The sequence below is a fragment of the Candidatus Methylopumilus turicensis genome, assembly GCF_000953015.1.
Lineage (GTDB): Bacteria > Pseudomonadota > Gammaproteobacteria > Burkholderiales > Methylophilaceae > Methylopumilus_A > Methylopumilus_A turicensis.
Genome location: NZ_LN794158.1, coordinates 439,176 through 461,036, shown reverse-complemented (window position 1 = coordinate 461,036; position 21,861 = coordinate 439,176). Strand labels below are relative to the sequence as shown.

Annotated in this window: 17 protein-coding genes, 3 tRNA genes and 3 rRNA genes; 6 read left to right on the top strand and 17 right to left on the bottom strand. The window is 47.2% G+C overall.

Annotated elements, in window-relative coordinates:
- Positions 1-31: 31 nt before the first annotated feature.
- The 17 genes from BN1209_RS02470 to BN1209_RS02390 all read right to left on the bottom strand — a co-directional run bounded on the left by BN1209_RS02470 (position 32) and on the right by BN1209_RS02390 (position 17,568).
- A complete protein-coding gene (locus BN1209_RS02470; protein ID WP_045750796.1) occupies positions 32-565 on the bottom strand; it encodes a phosphatase PAP2 family protein in 534 nt (177 codons plus the stop codon).
- A 119-nt stretch (positions 566-684) separates the two neighbouring features.
- Positions 685-798 (bottom strand): 5S ribosomal RNA (gene rrf, locus BN1209_RS02465).
- 204 nt (positions 799-1,002) lie between these two features.
- Positions 1,003-3,885, bottom strand: a 23S ribosomal RNA gene (locus BN1209_RS02460).
- A gap of 363 nt (positions 3,886-4,248) precedes the next feature.
- Positions 4,249-4,324 (bottom strand) — tRNA-Ala (locus tag BN1209_RS02455).
- A 25-nt stretch (positions 4,325-4,349) separates the two neighbouring features.
- Positions 4,350-4,426: transfer RNA gene (locus BN1209_RS02450), tRNA-Ile, on the bottom strand.
- A gap of 106 nt (positions 4,427-4,532) precedes the next feature.
- Positions 4,533-6,072, bottom strand: a 16S ribosomal RNA gene (locus BN1209_RS02445).
- The 16S, 23S and 5S rRNA genes sit together here with 3 tRNA genes alongside, the layout of an rRNA operon.
- A 348-nt stretch (positions 6,073-6,420) precedes the next feature.
- A tRNA-Met gene (locus BN1209_RS02440) sits at positions 6,421-6,497 on the bottom strand.
- 109 nt (positions 6,498-6,606) lie between these two features.
- Positions 6,607-7,371, bottom strand: a complete 765-nt coding sequence (kdsB, locus tag BN1209_RS02435; protein ID WP_045750795.1) for a 3-deoxy-manno-octulosonate cytidylyltransferase — start codon at positions 7,369-7,371, stop codon at positions 6,607-6,609.
- Positions 7,372-7,395: 24 nt separating this feature from the next.
- Positions 7,396-7,575, bottom strand: a complete 180-nt coding sequence (locus tag BN1209_RS02430; protein WP_045750794.1) for a Trm112 family protein — start codon at positions 7,573-7,575, stop codon at positions 7,396-7,398.
- A complete protein-coding gene (lpxK, locus tag BN1209_RS02425) occupies positions 7,565-8,566 on the bottom strand; it encodes a tetraacyldisaccharide 4'-kinase (RefSeq protein ID WP_045750793.1) in 1,002 nt (333 codons plus the stop codon). The genes BN1209_RS02430 and lpxK overlap by 11 nt, the downstream gene beginning before the upstream one ends.
- Position 8,567: 1 nt before the next feature.
- Positions 8,568-10,319: a lipid A export permease/ATP-binding protein MsbA gene (gene msbA, locus BN1209_RS02420; RefSeq protein ID WP_045750792.1), complete on the bottom strand. Its 1,752-nt coding sequence runs from the start codon at positions 10,317-10,319 to the stop codon at positions 8,568-8,570.
- A 103-nt stretch (positions 10,320-10,422) separates the two neighbouring features.
- The gene (locus BN1209_RS02415; protein WP_045750791.1) at positions 10,423-10,845 is read right to left on the bottom strand and encodes an ExbD/TolR family protein; all 423 of its coding nucleotides are present in this window, start codon (positions 10,843-10,845) and stop codon (positions 10,423-10,425) included.
- Positions 10,846-10,847: 2 nt separating this feature from the next.
- The gene (locus BN1209_RS02410; protein WP_045750790.1) at positions 10,848-11,459 is read right to left on the bottom strand and encodes a MotA/TolQ/ExbB proton channel family protein; all 612 of its coding nucleotides are present in this window, start codon (positions 11,457-11,459) and stop codon (positions 10,848-10,850) included.
- 126 nt (positions 11,460-11,585) lie between these two features.
- Positions 11,586-13,922, bottom strand: coding sequence for a DNA internalization-related competence protein ComEC/Rec2 (locus BN1209_RS02405; protein WP_045750789.1), 2,337 nt, complete (start codon positions 13,920-13,922; stop codon positions 11,586-11,588).
- A gap of 14 nt (positions 13,923-13,936) precedes the next feature.
- A complete protein-coding gene (gene lolD / locus BN1209_RS02400) occupies positions 13,937-14,611 on the bottom strand; it encodes a lipoprotein-releasing ABC transporter ATP-binding protein LolD (protein ID WP_045750788.1) in 675 nt (224 codons plus the stop codon).
- Positions 14,604-15,893 carry a lipoprotein-releasing ABC transporter permease subunit gene (locus BN1209_RS02395; protein ID WP_045751914.1) on the bottom strand — a complete coding sequence of 430 codons (1,290 nt, stop codon included), beginning with the start codon at positions 15,891-15,893 and terminating at the stop codon, positions 14,604-14,606. The genes lolD and BN1209_RS02395 overlap by 8 nt, the downstream gene beginning before the upstream one ends.
- Before the next feature lie 19 nt (positions 15,894-15,912).
- On the bottom strand, positions 15,913-17,568 hold the full coding sequence (locus BN1209_RS02390; protein ID WP_082048370.1) for an ArnT family glycosyltransferase: 1,656 nt from the start codon (positions 17,566-17,568) through the stop codon (positions 15,913-15,915).
- A 77-nt stretch (positions 17,569-17,645) separates the two neighbouring features.
- Here BN1209_RS02390 and BN1209_RS02385 point away from each other — a divergent pair, with 77 nt between their 5' ends.
- Genes BN1209_RS02385 through BN1209_RS02360 form a run of 6 tightly spaced genes read left to right on the top strand, consistent with a single transcriptional unit; the run spans position 17,646 to position 21,860 of the window.
- Positions 17,646-18,251 carry a riboflavin synthase gene (locus BN1209_RS02385; protein WP_045750787.1) on the top strand — a complete coding sequence of 202 codons (606 nt, stop codon included), beginning with the start codon at positions 17,646-17,648 and terminating at the stop codon, positions 18,249-18,251.
- Complete coding sequence (gene ribBA, locus BN1209_RS02380; protein ID WP_045750786.1) at positions 18,248-19,345, top strand: bifunctional 3,4-dihydroxy-2-butanone-4-phosphate synthase/GTP cyclohydrolase II; 1,098 nt, start codon at positions 18,248-18,250, stop codon at positions 19,343-19,345. The genes BN1209_RS02385 and ribBA overlap by 4 nt, the downstream gene beginning before the upstream one ends.
- A gap of 27 nt (positions 19,346-19,372) precedes the next feature.
- Entirely contained in the window at positions 19,373-19,933 is a 561-nt protein-coding gene (locus BN1209_RS02375; protein WP_045750785.1) for a YqgE/AlgH family protein, read from the top strand.
- Positions 19,926-20,429 (top strand): Holliday junction resolvase RuvX, encoded by a 504-nt coding sequence (gene ruvX / locus BN1209_RS02370; protein ID WP_045750784.1) that lies wholly within the window; start codon positions 19,926-19,928, stop codon positions 20,427-20,429. The genes BN1209_RS02375 and ruvX overlap by 8 nt, the downstream gene beginning before the upstream one ends.
- Positions 20,416-20,913, top strand: a complete 498-nt coding sequence (pyrR, locus tag BN1209_RS02365; RefSeq protein ID WP_045750783.1) for a bifunctional pyr operon transcriptional regulator/uracil phosphoribosyltransferase PyrR — start codon at positions 20,416-20,418, stop codon at positions 20,911-20,913. The genes ruvX and pyrR overlap by 14 nt, the downstream gene beginning before the upstream one ends.
- A complete protein-coding gene (locus tag BN1209_RS02360; RefSeq protein WP_045750782.1) occupies positions 20,913-21,860 on the top strand; it encodes an aspartate carbamoyltransferase catalytic subunit in 948 nt (315 codons plus the stop codon). The genes pyrR and BN1209_RS02360 overlap by 1 nt, the downstream gene beginning before the upstream one ends.
- The last annotated feature ends 1 nt before the right edge of the window (position 21,861 follow it).

Sequence of the window (21,861 nt, the reverse complement as noted above, 5' to 3'; positions counted from 1 at the left end):
AATAATGAGCAATCAAAAGTGACTATATCAATTAAAAAATAATAAAGATGCTTGCAATCAACCCACCAATGAATGCGCCTGCAATTACATCACTAGGATAATGCAAGCCAAGCACAACACGTGATAAGGCAACAAAGGCGGTAAAAGGAAGAAGCAATGCAGCTAACTGCGGATAGTAATACAAACCAACTGCGCAGAATGCAACCGCGTGTAATGTATGTCCAGATGGAAAGCTAAAACGATCAAGTGGTCGACCAGTAAGCCAAATGTCTTGATGTATTTCGTATGGACGTGGACGTAATGTTTTACCTTTGATCCATTTATAAACAATCGTGCCTGTTAATCCTGCAGTTGCCATATGTAATACTGGAACAAACGAACTCTCGCCTTGGGTCAACATAATGCCAAGCATTACTGCGTACCAAAAAACACCATCGCCTAGTCGGCTGATTAATCTAAAGAAAACTCTTACTGCTCGATAGTGGCTCGATTTATTAACACTAATACAAAGCGCACTATCCCAAGCAAGAAAACGATTTCTATACAAGGCTAATTTATAAGGCATGATGGCTCCAAGGCTTATTCATGCCGCTATAGTGACAAGCAATTATGACAATTTGATGAAGAATCAAGACTATAAATGAAAAAACCCCAGTCATTGCTGACTAGGGTTTTGTATAAAGAGTCTGGCGGTGACCTACTTTCGCATGCACGAAGCATACTATCATTGGCGCAGAATCGTTTCACGGCCCTGTTCGAGATGGGAAGGGGTGGTTCCAATTCGCTATGGCCGCCAGACATAACCGTGATTTCTTGGGAGCCAAGTAATCGTTAAGCTGTCGTGAGCAATTGCTTGCTCAGCGAGTAAAACATGTTTGTTTTTCACAAACTTGTCTTAAACAAATTGGAAGAAGTAAAGATTATTGGGTTGTTGCAATTGATTACATTGCTTTAGAACAACCTTAATTTGAATCTCATCAAGAGATCAAGATTTAAGGTTATAGGATCAAGCCTCACGAGCAATTAGTATCGGTCAGCTTAACGCATTACTGCGCTTCCACATCCGACCTATCAACGTCCTGGTCTCGAACGACTCTTTAGTGTGCTTAAAGCACAGGGAAGTCTCATCTTGAGGCAAGTTTCACGCTTAGATGCTTTCAGCGTTTATCTCTTCCGGATTTAGCTACCCGGCTATGCCATTGGCATGACAACCGGTCCACCAGAGATCCGTCCACTCCGGTCCTCTCGTACTAGGAGCAGCCCCCCTCAAACTTCCAACGCCCACGGCAGATAGGGACCAAACTGTCTCACGACGTTTTAAACCCAGCTCACGTACCACTTTAAATGGCGAACAGCCATACCCTTGGGACCGGCTACAGCCCCAGGATGTGATGAGCCGACATCGAGGTGCCAAACTCCCCCGTCGATATGAACTCTTGGGAGGAATCAGCCTGTTATCCCCAGAGTACCTTTTATCCGTTGAGCGATGGCCCTTCCATACAGAACCACCGGATCACTATGACCTGCTTTCGCACCTGCTCGACCTGTCCGTCTCGCAGTCAAGCAACCTTATGCCATTGCACTATCAGTACGATTTCCGACCGTACCTAGGTTACCTTCGCACTCCTCCGTTACTCTTTGGGAGGAGACCGCCCCAGTCAAACTGCCCACCATACACGGTCCCCGATCCGGATTACGGACCTAGGTTAGAACCTCAACAACATCAGGGTGGTATTTCAAGGTTGACTCCACGAAATCTAGCGACTCCGCTTCAACGTCTCCCACCTATCCTACACAAATCTTGTCAAAGTCCAATGTAAAGCTACAGTAAAGGTTCATGGGGTCTTTCCGTCTAGCCGCGGGTAGATTGCATCTTCACAAACATTTCAACTTCGCTGAGTCCCGAGAGGAGACAGTGTGGCCATCGTTACGCCATTCGTGCGGGTCGGAACTTACCCGACAAGGAATTTCGCTACCTTAGGACCGTTATAGTTACGGCCGCCGTTTACCGGGGCTTCGATCAAGAGCTTGCACCCCATCAATTAACCTTCCGGCACCGGGCAGGCGTCACACCCTATACGTCCACTTTCGTGTTTGCAGAGTGCTGTGTTTTTATTAAACAGTCGCAGCCACCTTTTCACTGCAACCCCATCGGCCTTCGAGAGTAAATCTCTACAACCTACCGGGGCGCACCTTCTCCCGAAGTTACGGTGCAAATTTGCCGAGTTCCTTCTCCCGGGTTCTCTCAAGCGCCTTAGAATTCTCATCCTGCCCACCTGTGTCGGTTTGCGGTACGGTTTTAATATGACTGAAGCTTAGTGGCTTTTCTTGGAAGCATGGTATCAATCACTTCAGCACCTAAGTGCCTCGTTATCACGTCTCAGAATTGACCTCCCGGATTTGCCTAAGAGATCTCCCTACTCGCTTGAACCAACTATTCCAACAGTTGGATGACCTAACCTTCTCCGTCCCCACATCGCATCATATTAAAGTACAGGAATATTAACCTGTTTCCCATCAGCTACGCATCTCTGCCTCACCTTAGGGGCCGACTCACCCTGCGCCGATGAACGTTGCGCAGGAAACCTTGGGCTTTCGGCGAGGGTGCTTTTCACACCCTTTATCGCTACTCATGTCAGCATTCGCACTTCTGATACCTCCAGCATTCCTCACAGAACACCTTCGCAGGCCTACAGAACGCTCTCCTACCATGCATATAAATATGCATCCGCAGCTTCGGTTACGTGCTTAGCCCCGTTACATCTTCCGCGCGGGACGACTCGACCAGTGAGCTATTACGCTTTCTTTAAAGGATGGCTGCTTCTAAGCCAACCTCCTGGCTGTCTGTGCCTTCCCACTTCGTTTTCCACTTAGCACGTCATTTGGGACCTTAGCTGGCGGTCTGGGTTGTTTCCCTCTTGTCCACGGACGTTAGCACCCATGGACTGTCTCCCGTAATTGAACTTCTCGGTATTCGGAGTTTGCAATGAGTTGGTAAGTTCTTGTGAACCCCCTAGTCATAACAGTGCTCTACCCCCAAGAGTTATATACGAGGCACTACCTAAATAGTTTTCGGAGAGAACCAGCTATTTCCAAGTTTGTTTAGCCTTTCACCCCTATCCACAGCTCATCCCCAAATTTTTCAACATTTGTGGGTTCGGACCTCCAGTACCTGTTACGGCACCTTCATCCTGGCCATGGATAGATCACTTGGTTTCGGGTCTACACCCAGCAACTAGACGCCCTATTCGGACTCGCTTTCGCTACGCCTCCCCTATCGGTTAAGCTTGCTACTGAATGTAAGTCGCTGACCCATTATACAAAAGGTACGCAGTCACGGAACAAGTCCGCTCCCACTGTTTGTATGCATACGGTTTCAGGATCTATTTCACTCCCCTCCCGGGGTTCTTTTCGCCTTTCCCTCACGGTACTGGTTCACTATCGGTCGATTACGAGTATTTAGCCTTGGAGGATGGTCCCCCCATGTTCAGACAAGGTTTCTCGTGCCCCGCCCTACTTGTCGTTACCCTAGTTCCACACACGGGATTTCGTATAAGGGGCTATCACCCTCTATGGCCGGACTTTCCATTCCGTTCTACTATCGCATGTGCTAAAAATAACAGGCTTTTCCGGGTTCGCTCGCCACTACTTCCGGAATCTCGGTTGATTTCTTTTCCTCGAGCTACTTAGATGTTTCAGTTCACTCGGTTCGCCACCACTCCCCTATATATTCAGAGAGGGTTACCCTTGCGGGTGGGTTTCCCCATTCAGATATCTACGGATCAAAGCTTATTTGCCAGCTCCCCGTAGCTTTTCGCAGGCTATCACGTCTTTCATCGCCTGTAATCGCCAAGGCATCCACCATATGCACTTATTCGCTTGACCCTATAACGTTAAAACCTGAGCCCTTTTTAAACTCAAATCATGCGGCAAGGAGTAAATTTGCCAGTTATAGGTTTTCTAAAGCACTACATCACCACATACCAAGCTAGATATATGGCAACTTGAGTTAACCGTTTATTACTTAACTAGTTAGAGAACTAGTCAGAACTTACGTATTAAAACATTTCGATTTTGCAATCAATTACTACCCATTTGAACACATCACACTCATCACAAATGCGTGTGTTCTCTTTACTTCTTCCATTTTGTTAAAGATCAATACTAAACGTCAAGACGCTAGTCCTTAATACTCATCAAGCAATTCGCTCAATCAGCACTAACGACTAATTTCTTACACTAAATAAATGGTGGAGGATGACGGGATCGAACCGACGACCCCCTGCTTGCAAAGCAGGTGCTCTCCCAGCTGAGCTAATCCCCCAGATTTTCAATACACATATAAAATCTGGTGGGTCTGGTTGGACTCGAACCAACGACCCCCGCCTTATCAAGACGGTGCTCTAACCAGCTGAGCTACAGACCCTCTAAGGCTTTATCTGTTTCAAGATATCTTAAGGACCAATCATTTAGTGACGCTCTTTTTTAAACAACCGATAAGTGTGAATGCTTGCAGCCATAGGCTTCTCTAGAAAGGAGGTGATCCAGCCGCACCTTCCGATACGGCTACCTTGTTACGACTTCACCCCAGTCATGAATCCCACCGTGGTAATCGTCCTCCTTGCGGTTAGACTAACTACTTCTGGTGAAACCCACTCCCATGGTGTGACGGGCGGTGTGTACAAGGCCCGGGAACGTATTCACCGCGACATGCTGATCCGCGATTACTAGCGATTCCGACTTCATGCAGTCGAGTTGCAGACTACAATCCGGACTACGATCGGCTTTCTGGGATTGGCTCCCCCTCGCGGGTTGGCAACCCTCTGTACCGACCATTGTATTACGTGTGAAGCCCTGGCCATAAGGGCCATGAGGACTTGACGTCATCCCCACCTTCCTCCGGTTTGTCACCGGCAGTCCCATTAAAGTGCCCAACTAAATGATGGCAATTAATGGCAAGGGTTGCGCTCGTTGCGGGACTTAACCCAACATCTCACGACACGAGCTGACGACAGCCATGCAGCACCTGTGTTACCGTTCTCTTTCGAGCACTAAAGCATCTCTGCTAAATTCGGTACATGTCAAGGCCAGGTAAGGTTTTTCGCGTTGCATCGAATTAATCCACATAATCCACCGCTTGTGCGGGCCCCCGTCAATTCCTTTGAGTTTTAATCTTGCGACCGTACTCCCCAGGCGGTCTACTTCACGCGTTAGCTGCGTTACTAAGAGATTTTACTCTCCCAACAACTAGTAGACATCGTTTAGGGCGTGGACTACCAGGGTATCTAATCCTGTTTGCTCCCCACGCTTTCGTGCATGAGCGTCAGTATTAGTCCAGGGGGCTGCCTTCGCCATTGGTATTCCTCCACATCTCTACGCATTTCACTGCTACACGTGGAATTCTACCCCCCTCTACCATACTCTAGCCTTGTAGTTTCAAACGCAGTTCCCAAGTTGAGCTCGGGGATTTCACATCTGACTTACAAAACCGCCTGCGCACGCTTTACGCCCAGTAATTCCGATTAACGCTCGCACCCTACGTATTACCGCGGCTGCTGGCACGTAGTTAGCCGGTGCTTCTTATCAAGGTACCGTCATTATCACGAGTTATTCGCTCGTAACGTTTCTTCCCTTGCGAAAGAGCTTTACAACCCGAAGGCCTTCTTCACTCACGCGGAATGGCTGGATCAGGCTTGCGCCCATTGTCCAAAATTCCCCACTGCTGCCTCCCGTAGGAGTCTGGACCGTGTCTCAGTTCCAGTGTGGCTGGTCGTCCTCTCAGACCAGCTACTGATCGAAGCCTAGGTGAGCCTTTACCTCACCTACTAGCTAATCAGATATCAGCCGCTCCATTAACGCAAGGTCCGAAGATCCCCTGCTTTCCCCCGTAGGGCGTATGCGGTATTAGCCAACCTTTCGATTAGTTATCCCCCATTATTGGATACGTTCCGATATATTACTCACCCGTTCGCCACTCGCCACCAAGAGCAAGCTCTCGTGCTGCCGTTCGACTTGCATGTGTAAAGCATTCCGCCAGCGTTCAATCTGAGCCAGGATCAAACTCTTCAGTTTAATTCCTAACTATTACTTGTGACCCCAATAAAGGGATCGGTATGTCGCTTTTGCTTTATTTACTCAAATGAATCTAGGTTGTCGACATTGTCTATTGCTAAACAATGTTTATTACAAAGTTTCATTCAAGGTATAAGCATTTGTATCTTGAGCGTTCACGTTCCGAAGAACCAGTGAACTTGCCAGCTACAAACACTCACACCTATCGATTGTTCAAATTTTTAAAGAGCGGGTATTACTAAATTCTTTCTACTTCGCCAACCCAGAATCTTGTTCCGCGTTAGCAACGAGAGGGGCGCATTATACAGAGCCAAAAATTCTCGTCAACCACTAAATTCAGTATTTTTTTGGTTGCGGGGGCAGGATTTGAACCTACGACCTTCGGGTTATGAGCCCGACGAGCTGCCAGACTGCTCCACCCCGCGCCTGATTCGACATTGGTGCCGTCGAGAGGTGAGACTATAGCAAGCCTTGACCTTGAGTGTCAAGGCAAAAACCGGATTATATTCAAAGAAACCATCGACTCTGATGTAACTAATTGGACTGACTTAAAATAATCTGACGCACCATCTCTAAGTCATCAAGCGTGTCGACCCCATTGGCTGGAGCTTTGCTAACAATTGAGACACTAATTTTGTAACCATGCCACATTGCCCGCAACTGTTCTAATGCTTCAAACCTCTCAACTGGCGCTGGGCTCAGCTGAGTATAAGCATGAAGGAATCCTGCTCGGTAGGCATAAATGCCTACATGACGATATACAGGTAAGCCATGAGGCAAACCATGCCCCTCCGCAAATGCATCACGCGGATAAGGAATGGGCGCCCGACTAAAGTACATGGCATACCCATCGGCATCCATCACAACCTTAACCACATTTGGATTAAGCATTGTTTCTTTATCATGAATCGCATGACTCACAGTGGCAATAGAGGCTTGAGATTGTGCATTTAAATCACTGGCCACTTGCTTAATCAACTCGGGATCAATTAACGGCTCGTCACCTTGCACATTGACCACTAAGACGTCATCCGCCCATTGAAAGTATGCAGCTACTTCAGCAAGTCGATCTGTTCCAGATACATGATCTTCACGTGTCATTAAGGCTTTAAATCCGGAGCGCTCAACAACGGCCAGGATATCCGCATGGTCGGTTGCGACAATAACTTCTTCTGCACCACTCGCGAGCGCTTGTTCGGCAACACGCACTACCATGGGTTTTCCGCCAATATCTAACAATGGCTTGGCTGGCAAACGGCTACTTGCATAACGGGCTGGAATGACAACTTTAAATTTCATGGTTTGCACTGACTGATCATACGTTCAGACTTCTTCTGCGTCAGGCAATTTTCTCGCCTCATCTTCCAGCATGACTGGAATATCATCTCTTATCTGAAAACCTAAGCGGCAGGGACTACAAACCAACTCTTGCTCAGCTTTTCGATAATGTAGAGGTCCTTTACAAACCGGGCACACCAGAATTTCAAGCAGCTTAGCGTCCATAAAAACTGTTTATCCTTTCAACGACTTTATTTTCTAAACCCAACTCAATATGAGCTTGCACCGGCAAAACCCAAATGTTTTTAAGTGCAAACTTTGAACATTTCACCGCATCTTTTTCTGTCATCAGTATGACTTCAGCCCCATTGATTTGCAAATCGGCCAGACTAAATGGATGATGATCAGGAAAGGCATGCTCAACGAACGTCAGCCCGAGTTGACGAAGCTGATTAAAGAATCTCGCTGGATTGCCAATACCAGCAACTGCATGTATCTGCTTAGCTTCAAAATCCTTAGCGATTGCAGTGTGGGTCATGTCATTTAGTGTGTGAAAGATCTCGCCATTTAGGCGCATTAAATACTCACCTTCACTCATATCAGAATCACCGCCATTCACAACCAAGGCGTCTGCTTCAATCACGCGTGAAGCAGGCTCTCGCATTGGACCAAACGGTAACATCGCACCATTGCCATACCGGCGAACCCCATCCACCATCACAATCTCAAAGTCTCGCTTCAAGGCATAATGTTGTAAGCCGTCATCAGAAATAATGACGTCGCATTGAGGATGCGCTTTTAGAAGCGAGCGAATAACCGCCGGTCGCTTTTTCCCAATCCATACCGGACAAGAGGTGCGCATCGCCATGAGCAAAGGCTCATCCCCAACTAAAGCAGCACTAGTATCTTTGGTAACCTCAGTGATTTGAGTTGCAGCGCCACCGTAGCCACGACTAATAATGCCCGGGGAGTATCCTTTTGCTTGTAATTGCTCCGCCAGCCAAATCACTAGTGGGGTCTTACCTGTGCCACCCACTGTGACATTGCCAACTACAATCACTGGGACAGGACTGCGCCAGGAGGAAACAAGGCCCGTTTGATATAAAAATCGACGAAATCTCACCAATGTAGCAAGCAGAAAACTGGGGAACACAGCAAACAAGCGCCAAAAACTGGCGTTGTCTGAATACCAATATTGCTCCAGCCAGCGTTGCATCTTAATGAAATTGCTTTTGATAAAGCTTAGCGTAATGCCCGCCAGCCTCTAATAGGGTTTCGTGCGTGCCACTTTCAACAATCGCACCATGCTCCATCACAAAAATACGATCCGCATTTTCAATGGTTGATAAGCGATGAGCAATCACAATACTCGTGCGGTTTTGCATTAAGGTGTCTAATGCCGCCTGAACATGCTGCTCTGACTCAGTATCTAGGGCAGAAGTGGCTTCATCCAGCAACAAAATAGGTGCATCTTTCAAAATTGCACGTGCAATCGCTAAGCGCTGACGCTGTCCGCCAGAGAGTCGCACACCCCTATCCCCAATCTGGCTTTGCAAGCCACCAGGCAAATGCTGAATGAACTCCCAAGCGTGCGCGGCTTTTGCAGCCGCAATGACTTTTTCCTCACTCACGCCACGCAAAGCACCGTAAGCAATGTTATTAAAGACAGTATCGTTAAACAACACAACGTCCTGACTTACTAAGGCAAACTGCTCTCGCAAATTACTGAGTTTTAGTGCCCGAATATCCAGGCCATCTAAGAGGACCAAGCCTTCTTGATGCTCATAAAAACGTGGAAGTAAGTTGACCATTGTCGTTTTGCCACCACCGGAGCGCCCAACCAGGGCTAATTTTTCGCCTGGCTTAATCGTAAAGCTGAGCTGACTCAGCGCATTACTTTTTGCGCCCTCATAACGTAAACCGACGTTTTTAAATTCAATTTCACCTTTGGCACGGCCAATCTCATGGCAGCCTTCATCAGACTCAGGCTGCGTATCGATCAAACCAAAAACACTTTGTGCTGCCGCCACGCCGACTTGCACGGTTTCATTCATTTTGGTGAGACTTTTAATGGGTGGAATCAGCATGAGTAATGCGCCAATAAATGCCGCAAATTCACCTGCCGTAAATTTACCGACGGAGTAATAAACAACCGCACCTAAGGATAAAGCAGCCAGCATTTCAACCACCATACTGTTGATGCCAGAAATGCGCGTCAGACGAATCTGCATATGTCTATTTTTAGCCACCACCTCACTAAAACGCTTTTGCTCATAAGGTGCGCCAGCAAAAATTTTAATCATGCGCTGACCAGCGCTAGCTTCTTCGGCCACCTGAGTCATTTCACCCATCGTGCCTTGATTCGCCCTACCTGCTTCCCGAAGCTTGGGCGTCATTTTGTTAAGATAAAGCACCATCAAAGGCGCCGTTACCACAAAAATCAAAGTAAGCCGCCAATCTAAGTAAAGCATGTAAGCAACCATACCAACAATCGTCAAACTATCCCGCACTGAACTCATCGCCGCATTCGTGGCGGCGCCAGACATTTGTTCAGTGTCATAAGTGAGCTTTGAGGTCACAATCCCTGCTGAGATGGAATCAAAGAAACTGACTGGCAAGGTCATTAATTTGGCGAAGGCCTCAACACGCAAATCTTCTACCACGCGACGCGCCACCCACTTCATCGCAAATGTTGACGCAAATCCGGCAAATGCACGCAAAGCCAGCAAACCAAACAACATAAAAGGAAGTAGATTGAGCATCGTGGTATCGTGCTTAACAAAGCCTGCATCCGTCACCAATTTTATGGTGGCAAGAAAACCTGTATTGGTCGCCGAAAAAACCACGAGCGCCAATATACTGAAAGCAAATACAGGCCAATAGCGAAGGGCGTACTGCAACATTCGCAAATACAGTGTCTTTGCGGAGTAATTGAGAGCGGGAGATTTTGAACGACTAGATTTGGTCATGAAGTTGACTACTTTGCTCAACCGCTCGGAGAAGCTTACCTAAGCAGCAAACCCAAGGCGCGTTGAATGAATACAATAACGGATAGGAATCCATCAATAGTGATTAACGATTACCACCCGTTTGTGTTGCAAAGGTGATGTGTGTGTAGCCTACCTGACGCGCGGCTTCCATCACATTAATGACAGATTGATGTGTGGCATTAGCATCCGCATTGATAATAATTGTCGGCTCTTTACCATTGCCTGCAGCACTTTGAAGCGCAGCACCAATTGCACTTACAGAGCCATCAGTTAGCGCAGTTTTGCTGATAACATAATGACCTTTTGCGTCAACACCGACATCAATCACCAAAGGCTTCTGTTCAGGTGAATTAGCATCTGCCGTTGGCAAATTAATTTGCAACTCACTCATGCGCGCAAAGGTTGAGCTGACGACCAAGAAAATAATAATGACTAATAACACATCGATTAGTGGCACAAGATTCATTTCTAAATCCTCGTGCTTTTTGCCACGCTGAAAATTCATGATTACTGACGCTCGCCGTGAATAATTTCTACTAGTTTATTGGCCTGTTGTTCCATTTCAACAATCAAGCCATCAATTTTAGCGCGGTAATAACGATAGGAAATCATCGCTGGCACTGCCACCACAATACCGCCCGCTGTGTTGTAGAGCGCCACAGAAATCCCTTTAGCAAACTGTGCTACATCATGGCCTGAACCTGCTGCATTGAAAGCACCAAATAATTCCACCATACCAATCACGGTACCCAACAAACCAAGCAATGGGCTGACTGTTGCAATCGTACCAAGCGTTGACAAGTTTCTTTCTAGTTTGTGTGCAACAGCACGGCCAGATTCCTCAATAGACTCTTTAATAATTTCTCTGGATGAAGTGACATTATTCAATGCAGCAGCAAAGATCTCACCGAGTAAAGAATGCGCTTCAAGTTTGTCACACGTTTCTTTGGTCACACCGCCCTGCGCTAACCATTTTTTTACTTCTGGTAATAAATTGGATGGTGCAATCAACTCACTACGCAAGGTCCAGGCACGCTCGACAATAATGGCAATCGCAACAATAGAAGCAAGAATAAGAGGGTAAATTGGCCAACCAGCAGCTTTGATGATTTCTAACACGCAGCACTCCTAAAATGTTCTTAAAAACTCTTACTTAGCGGCATTAAAACACTAAGTCATATAAAGTGCCGTTACTTTAGCGCGTCAGTGCTTTTTCAGCAAGTGGACATCACTTAAATCAAGCAGTTATTTATCGTGCCAATAGTGGCAATGTGTGTTTCGCCAAGCCTGCTCAGACCAACCAGATTTAGCATTAAAATTAAACAAAACTGCGCCGTTTTCATCCGAACGATAGGTCTTGATGTTGCGTCGCAAATAGCGTGCCACAATATCTGGCTTGGGATGCCCAAATCGATTGCGATAGCCCACGGTAAAAATAACCGTTTTTGGATTCACTGCCTCAATCCAAGTTTCACTTGATGAGGTTCTACTGCCATGATGAGGCACAATCAGGACATCCGCTTTTAGCGAACTCCCTGCATTTTCTGCCAATCGCATTTCTACAGGACGTTCAATATCCCCTGCCAACAAAGCACTGCCAGAGACGCTAGTTATCTTAAGCACACAGCTTCGATTATTATCTTTGATGGCCTTGTCAGGATAGCTCGTCAAGTCTGGGCTGAGCATTTCAAACCGCACCCCATCCCAGGTCCATTGCTGCCCGGCAAAACAAGTGAGGTGTTTGATGTTCCTGAGTTCAGCAGGTAACTGCGGCAAAGAAGAGGCCATCCAATTGACAGGAACTTGCGACAAGACAGAACGCATACCGCCACTGTGATCATTGTCGTTATGACTTACCACGAGACCATCCAAACGCTTGACCCCCTCAGCACGCAAGTATGGCACCAAAATTCGTCCACCCGCATCTGTGAGCGAAGTGTATTGAGGGCCAGTGTCGTAGAGCAAGGTGTGTTGATGCGTGCGCACAAACACGGCCAAGCCTTGGCCAACATCCAAGACTGTCACCAGCATCGCACCCTCTTCAGGCGCCTTGGGCATCACAAGAAATAAGGGTAAGAAAAATATCACACCCAATAGTCGGAGCGGAAAACCTCTCGGCAGAAGCATCCAAACTAAGCCAAACATCGCCAATAAAAAGGTCCAAACTGGCGGCGCTTGTTGTTGCCAAGTGCTTAAAGGCAAAGCTGCCATCCATTTGAGAGCCAGCATTAAGGCTTGCATCAACCAATGCGCTAGCCATAGGGCACCATCAATCGGTAATATGGCCCCAAGCAAAGATAAAGGCACAACGAGCAAGCTCACAATAGGAATCGCAAGCGCATTAGCCACTGGTGAAATCAATGAAATTTGCTGAAACATTAATAGCAAAAGCGGCACCAAGCCTAAGGTGACAACCCATTGCGTCCGAACTGCAGCAGTGAACCAATGAGATTGGCCCAGTCGACCGCCCAAGGCATAGGCAATAATCGCTACTGCGCCAAACGACAGATAGAAGCCCGGCGCCAAGACCGCCCAGGGATCAAGCAATGCCACCACAAATAAGGCGTAAGCTAACACTTTGACGATATCCACTGGTTTGTTTGACCAAAGCGCGAAAGCAAATACCATCAACATATAGACAGTGCGTTGCGTGGGCACAGAAAATCCGGCCACCAACGCGTAACTCAATGCAACCAGGACGCCTGCAACCACTGCCGCTTTTCGCGCAGGCAATTTAAGTGTGAATTTGCTCGACCGTCGCCACAAGGCCATCACGAAGGCAAATGCGATACCCGACAGCATAGTGATATGCAGCCCTGAAATACTCATTAAATGATTGATGCCTGTACGTAAAAAAACCTGCCAGTCTTCCTGCGTAATTTCACTTTCATCGCCCATCACTAAGGCCTGCAAAACGCCAGCATAGGGTCTGCCTTTGAGCACTTGCGAGATGCGAGATTGCACGCGCTCCCTCAGCGCTTCGATCATGTAAGTTGGTCGCCAAACGAAGTCACTTAAACGTTGATTAGTAGATGCTTTTCGCACAACACCAACAGCCCGAATATTCCGCTCCAGCGCCCACGCTTCAAAATCAAAGCCATGTGGATTCATCGTGGCATGCGGACGCTTGAGCTTCACACGCAAATGCCATCGCTCACCGGCATGAAACGCCAATAAATCAGTCGGCTTTTTGATTTCAGAAAATCCATCCGCATATTGCGCTAGGGCAATATGCTCAGGCACATGAGCACCAGGGGTTAAAACGCGCTCGACATTAACATTGAAGCGCGTACCGTTTTCGATCACTTGAGGCAGTGTCGCGACCACCCCCACTAGCTCAACCTCCTTAGATTCCCATTCATATGGCAAGGCATCCGCCAGGCGCCATGAGGCAAATAGCCCAGCCCAAACAAACCCCAAAGCAAGTGCTAAAACATGGAAAGCAACCCGTCGAATAACAACAAATCGATAAGCGCAAAAAATAAGCGGAATAAACGCCAGCAACCAAAAAATGCTGGGTATAAAAGACATTTGCTGAAACAGCCAAACACCTAACACAAAGATGATTGCCTGAATCGCCATGTGAGACTAAAACATCAAATCGCCAACAACTTACCATCCACCAATTTATATTGGCGTTTTAACTTGGCTGACAACTCCAAATCATGCGTGACCACTACCAAAGCCACGCCTTGCGTTTGGTTCATTTCAAGCAATAAATCGAATACCGCATGCGCAGTGTGTCTATCTAAATTGCCCGTTGGCTCGTCCGCCAACACGCATTGAGGGTTGGTGACTAGCGCACGGGCTACCGCAGCGCGCTGACGCTCACCGCCAGAAAGCTCGCCCGGCATATGTTCCATGCGGTGAGCTAAGCCCACTCTTTTCAACACTTCAGCAGCCCTCACCATCGCTTCTTCACGCGGTGTGCGGCGGATTAATAAAGGCATAGCCACATTCTCTAGCGCAGTAAATTCGGGCAACAAGTGATGAAATTGATACACAAAACCCAAATACTGGTTACGCAGTTCGCCACGCTTGGTTTCATTCATTTTCGCAAGCGGCTGACCTAAGACACTGACTTCACCAGCAGTTGGAGCATCCAAGCCACCAAGCAGATGGAGTAAGGTACTTTTCCCTGAACCAGAAGTACCAACAATTGCCACCTGTTCACCAGCACTGACTTGCAAATCAATGCCATTCAGGACAGCAACATCCAAACCAGCATAAGTCTTTTGCAAACCTGTTGATTGAAGAATAGGATTAGTCATAACGCAAAGCCTCAGCAGGATTCATTTTGGAAGCCTTCCAACTTGGGTAAAGCGTCGCAATCAAACTTAACAAGAACGATAAGATCACGATAGTCAACACGTCACCCCAGAGCAAGTGAGATGGTAACTCGCTGATGTAGTAAACATCTTTTGCCAAAAACTGCACATTAAATAAGTGCTCAATAAATGGCACGATGGTGCTGATATTCAGCGCAATCAACACCCCAAAAAACGCCCCAACCACGGTACCAATCACCCCGATGAGCGCGCCCTGCACAATGAAAATCGCCATAATACTAGGCGGACTTGCCCCGAAGGTCCGCATAATGGCAATATCAGCGCGTTTATCCGTGACTGCCATGACTAAAGTCGAGACAATATTAAAGGCGGCCACAGCGACAATGAGCGCGAGGATAATAAACATCACCCGCTTTTCCATTTGAATCGCACGGAAAAAGTTGGCATGCTCTTGTGTCCAATCCGTTAAAAACAAAGCCTGCGTTTCATCACTCAACACCACTGCCAAATCACGCGAGATTTTTGGCGCCAAAAACAAATCATCTAATTTCAAGCGCACACCAGAAACATTATCGCCCATTCGATAAAGCTTAGCGGCATCTTCTATATTGATCAGCGCCAAGCCAGCATCGTACTCATACATGCCAATTTGAAATAGGCCAACCACAGTGAACTGCTTAATACGGGGCACAACACCCGTCGGCGTAAATTGCCCTTGCGGTGCCATCAGCACGACTTTGTCACCTAAAATAACACCCAATGACTGCGCTAACTCAGCGCCCAATACAATGCCAAATTCGCCTGCTTTTAAATCGGCTAATTGCCCAGCACGCATATGCTCAGCTAAGTCAGAAACCTTGCCTTCTTGGCTTGGCAACACCCCACGTACAATTGCGCCTTGGACCGCTTGACCGTTAGAAAGCATGCCTTGCGCCATAATATAAGGCGCTGTCCCTGTGACATGCTTGGCCGTTTGTACTTTAGATGCAACCGATTGCCAATCCGCAAGCACGTTATTCGCACCCGTGACTTGCAAATGCGAAGCCACGCCCAAAATACGTGATCGCAACTCTTCCTGAAAGCCATTCATCACTGAAAGCACAACAATCAGCGCTGCCACACCAAGCCCAATGCCGACCATGCTGGTGAGTGAAATAAAAGAAATAAAGTGGTTGCGTCTTTTGGCACGGGTATAGCGCATGCCGACAAAAAGTTCGAATGGCAATGATTGCTTGATATTCTGGAAACGACTAAAAATGGACATCAACGTTTTCTCTTTTGATTTATTCACTGCGACCAGCTTCATTCGATGAAAATATTTGAGATTGTTCAGACAATGCCTGCCATTGCGCTTGCGTCAGAATACATAAAAGCTTTGAGCCACGGTATAGCTGCTTATATTCTGGCTTAACAGCTTTAAGCTTGGATGGCTGGTCAATATAAATGATCACTTGTCCTTGAGGATTTTCTTTGAACCAACCATTTAACTGGCTCTCACTTAATACATCGGGTGACTTTATCAGCCTACCTAAGAAATTAAACTGTCCATAATATCGACCAATATGCGCAATAGGAATATTTTGGTCCTGCAGTCTCTTTAAGTGATAACTAATGGGCCGAACATCATAAGCTTCACCCGCAGTGCGGATAACGCCAAACCATAACATTGAAATAAGTAATAAACCCAACAAAGCCACATGCTGCAAATAACGCAATTTGTTAGTGCCAGCACTCAACATTAAAAGCATACTGCCTAATACCACCACAGCACCAACCCAAACAGGGATATCAGCCAACCAGATCACTGAAGGGAATTGATGTTTCAGATTAGGCAGCGCAAGTAACAAAACGCCGACACCAACACCCACAATTGCAACTAATAATTTGTCCAACCAAGAAATATGATTAAGCTCATCCCAGCCTCGGGCAACTAACAAAGCAAAGGCTGGAATAATCGGCAACACATAATGAGGTTGTTTCCCACTAATCAAACTAAAAGCGATAAATACAGGGATAAACCAAGCCAAGCAAAATCGCACGCCTTGTTCATTAATCGCACTGCCCGCCTTAGCCAAAGCTCGCCAAATTGGCAAAGCGAATAACCAAGGGAATAGCATGACTGGCAGCATAGGCAAATACCAATAAAGAGGAAGGCGATGTGCGAAAGATTTCACCATGCGGTCAGCCGTTTGTCCCCAGAAAATCTCATGTTGATATTTAGCCCCCCCGTAAATGCCTGCTGGAATTGCCCAAGCCAGCAATACCAACACCCCAACCACAACGGCAATTAAAATACTGAAATACCAATGACGTAAATTTAGCTTATTAGCAGCATTGCCCGTCCACCAAGACGCAAGCGCCGCTAAAGGTAAAATCTGTAGCAATATCGTTGGGCCTTTTGCGAGCAAACCACCAGCGATGGCAAGCGCCACATAAGTCCAACCTTTTTTAGGCTCGCCCTGCCAGGCAAGCAATAAACCTAACGCGCCCCATAGGGTAAAAAACGCCACCAACATATCAAACATGGTGGCGGTGGTGAACACTGCCCACATTCCACTACCCAGCAAAATGAGCGATGCCACATAGCCAATTTGCGGACGCTCAGGCCATAAACGTGCCGCAATTTTCTGCATTATGAGGACTGCGCCTAATGCAAAAATAGAAGGGACTAGTCGAGGCCACCAGTCATTGACACCAAACACTGCCCACCCCAAATTCATCAGCCAAAATAAAAGCGGCGGTTTATGGCTGTAGGTTTCACCATTTAAATACGGCACTAAAAAATCGTGATTTAAAAACATATTCCACGCGACAGTGACGTAGCGCGTCTCATCAATCGGCATGAATGAACGACTAAACAAAGAAACCAGCACTAATACTAACCAGAATAAGCCGATATGGAGTTGCATTTGCTGAGATTGATATTGCGGATGGCTCATGGAAAATTGCACTAAAGTAATAATGTGAATTCAAGAATTTTAGCAGGGTTGAGGCTTCATTCTGTTAAAATTACATTATGTTTACAGGAATAATTCAAGCTACAGGCAAAATCGAAACCATCACCCCTGCTGGCGATGACGTCAAACTACACATCAACATTGGAACGCTTGATATGTCTGACGTGCAGATTGGCGACAGCATCGCAGTGAATGGCGTATGCCTCACCGCGGTGGCTTTGAGTGACAAACACTTTGAAGCACACGTTTCAAAAGAAACGCTCAACTGCACAGTAGGCTTAGATTCGCCACGTGAAGTCAACTTAGAAAAAGCACTACGTCTTTCAGATCGCTTAGGTGGGCACATGGTCAGCGGTCATGTGGATGGCGTAGGCCAAGTCGTTAAATTTGAGCCTATTGGCGATTGCTGGATTTTGCTGATTCGTGCACCACATGCACTTTCACGTTACATCGCCATTAAAGGTTCCGTAGCGATTGATGGCGTTAGCCTAACGGTAAACGCTGTCGACAAAGACACCTTCAGCATGAACCTGATTCCTCATACCCTCGAAAAGACTTCCCTGAAACACTTGGGTATTGGCAGTCGAATTAATTTAGAAGTTGACCTGATTGCGCGTTATGTTGAACGCATGACCCAATGGGGCAATGAAAGCGAACCTGCATGAACGCATTTAAAATGAGCACCACAGAAGAAATCATCAGCGAAATTCGCAATGGTCGCATGGTGATTTTGGTGGATGAAGAAGACCGTGAAAACGAAGGTGACTTAGTACTGGCGGCGCAATTCGCTTCACCAGAGCACATTAATTTCATGGCAAAACATGGCCGCGGACTAATTTGCTTAACGCTGACTGAGGCGCGTTGCCGTCAACTCAACCTGACCTCGATGGTGGATAAAAACGGTTCAAGCATGCACACCAACTTTACGGTGTCGATTGAAGCTGCAGAAGGCGTGACCACTGGCATTTCAGCGTCAGATCGCGCACGCACAATTCAAGCAGCCGTTGCCAAACAAGCGACTGCGAAAGATATTGTCAGCCCTGGTCATGTATTTCCGCTTGCCGCTGAAAATGGTGGCGTATTGGTGCGTGCTGGCCACACAGAAGCCGGTTGTGATTTAGCCTCACTTGCTGGCTTAGAGCCAGCTTCTGTGATTTGTGAGATCTTAAAAGACGATGGCAGCATGGCGCGGCTACCGGATTTAATTGAATTTGCCGAACAACATCAACTCAAAATCGGCACGATTGCAGACCTTATTCACTACCGTAGTGAAAACGAATGTTTAGTTGAACGCAAAGCTGAACGCAATATAGAAACGCCTTACGGTGCAATGCGCTTGATGGCTTATACCGACAGAATGGCACAAGAGACGCATTTAGCTTTGGTCAAAGGCATACCTAATTCAGAAAACGAGGTCCTAGTGAGAGTGCACGAGCCACTGTCGGTATTTGACTTGCTCGACAGTAGCAGCCTCAGCCACTCCTGGAATATGTTAGATGCGATGAAAGTCATTAGCGCATCCGAGTGTGGCGTGATCGTCATGCTCAATCGCAATGAAAATGGCGAGGAGTTGTTAAATCGGATTATGAACGCAGATGCGCCTATTCGACTCAAGCAAGATTTACGCAATTACGGCATAGGCTCACAAATATTGCTAGATTTGGGGGTGCGTAAAATGAAACTCATGGCAACGCCGCGCAAGATGCCAAGCATGGCGGGTTTTGGGCTTGAAGTCACAGGATACTTAGAGTCGACTTAGTTCGATAGAAAAGATATAATTCGCAGCGTGGAAAACGTCAATCTTACTGGACACTTTCTCATTGCAATGCCCGCAATGACAGACCCACATTTTGCAAAGTCAGTGACCTACATTTGCGAACACAATGAAACAGGCGCGATGGGCGTGGTGATTAACCACCCGATCGAGATGAAATTAGATGCCCTGTTCAAACAAATTAATCTCAATATTTCCGAATTACCAATCGCCCAGCAAACAGCCCAATTTGGCGGCCCTGTGCAAATCGAACGCGGCTTTGTACTGCATCAGCCGCCAGGAGATTGGGATTGCACTATTGCCGTGCTTGGCAACACCGCCCTCACCAGCTCAAAAGACATTCTAGAAGCAGTTGCTAATGGCAATGGCCCAGAAAAAATACTGGTGACCCTTGGCTTTGCAGGCTGGTCGCCCGGTCAGCTAGAAGATGAAATTAGCAAAAATGCTTGGCTGACTGTCGAGGCCAAAGACACCGTGATTTTTGATACGCCCAATGCTGACAAACTCAATGCCGCAATGGGCTTATTAGGCTTAAACTTTGCAAATCTTTCCGAGGTGGCTGGTCATGCTTAAATCATTGCAGGCCATCAATAATGACAAAACCATACAACCTACCTTTGCTGGCACCGTATTAGGCTTTGATTTTGGCCTCAAGCGCATTGGCGTGGCCTCTGGTGAACACATGCTGGGGATTGCACATCCGCTCACGACACTCAATGCAGAATCCAACGACGATCGCTTTAATTTGATTGCCAACTTAATAAAAGAATGGAAACCGACGACTTTAATCGTTGGCTTACCCCTGAGTCTAGATGGCCAAGAAAATGAAGTAACGTTACTCAGTAAAAAGTTTGCACGGCGCATGGATGGGCGATTCAATCTGCCTATTATTATGATAGATGAACGCTTCAGTTCAGCAGAGGCGAGCCAATCTCTCAGTGAAAGCGGCATCAAAGGGCGTAAACAAAAACCGATGTTGGACCAAATGGCGGCGCAAGTCATATTACAATCTTACTTTGACACGATTACCCATGAAATGAGCAAGCGGCAGCATCATGAATCTTCCTAACGCAGAAACGCTTTTTGAAACCCTCGCCGAGCGCATCAAGCCCCTCATTCAACCAAACACGGCGATTGTTGGCATTCATAGTGGCGGCGCTTGGCTGGCGGAGCGCTTGCTGCCTATGTTAGGCAAAGACTTAGCGCATGGGATCCTAGACGTGTCGTTTTATCGGGACGACTTTAATGAACGTGGTTTGCACAGTGAAACCAAACCATCGCAAATCCCCTTTGATGTGCAAGACAAACACATTATTCTCATTGATGATGTTTTTTACACGGGCCGCACTATTCGTGCCGCAATGAATGAGTTGTTTGATTACGGTCGCCCTGCCAGCATTACATTGGCAGTCTTGGTGAATCGGGGCGGACGTGAATTGCCGATCGCACCTCAAATCAGCGCGTTCGACACTGAATTAGCCGAATCACAAAACTTACAACTACTCCGCCATGAGAATGGTACTTTTTACTTTACGCTGGAAGAGAACACGTAATGCAAAATCCACAATTGACGCAAGACGGCGAACTTAAACACCTGCTTTCGATTGAAGGCCTCCCCAAAAGAATCCTGAACCAAATTTTAGACACGGCAGAATCTTTTGTCGGCGTGGCCGAGCGTGAAGTTAAAAAAGTGCCGATTCTTCGAGGCAAAACAGTCTGTAATTTATTCTTTGAAAACAGCACCCGAACACGCACTACTTTTGAGATTGCCGCCAAACGCCTTTCTGCCGACGTGATTACGCTGAATGTGAGCACCTCGTCACAATCCAAAGGCGAAACTATCTTAGACACCATCGACAACCTCACGGCCATGCATGCTGATATGTTTGTGGTCCGCCACGCACAATCTGGCGCGGCACATATGATCGCCAAGCACGTTGCACCTCACATCAGCGTCATCAACGCGGGTGATGGCCGTCATGCTCACCCAACACAAGGTTTGTTAGACGTGTTCACCATCCGAAAATACAAACCTGAGATGCATAATTTACGTGTCGCCATCGTCGGTGACGTGTTGCACTCGCGGGTGGCAAGATCTGAAATCCATGCACTCACCACGCTAGGCGTGCCAGAAGTCCGCGTGATTGCGCCCAAGACCCTTTTACCACAAGACGTTGAAAAACTAGGTGTGCACGTTTATCACGACATGAATGAAGGCTTAAAAGATGTGGATGTGGTCATGATGCTCCGCCTACAAAACGAACGCATGGCTGGCGCGATGTTGCCTAGCGCGCAAGAATATTTTAAGACTTACGGCCTTACTTCAGAGAAACTGGCACTCGCAAAACCCGATGCGATTGTGATGCACCCGGGTCCAATGAACCGAGGCGTAGAAATTGATAGTGCGGTCGCAGATGGCACACAGTCCGTCATCTTGCCGCAGGTGACTTACGGAATTGCGGTGCGCATGGCTGTGATGAGCATTTTGGCGGGGAATTAAT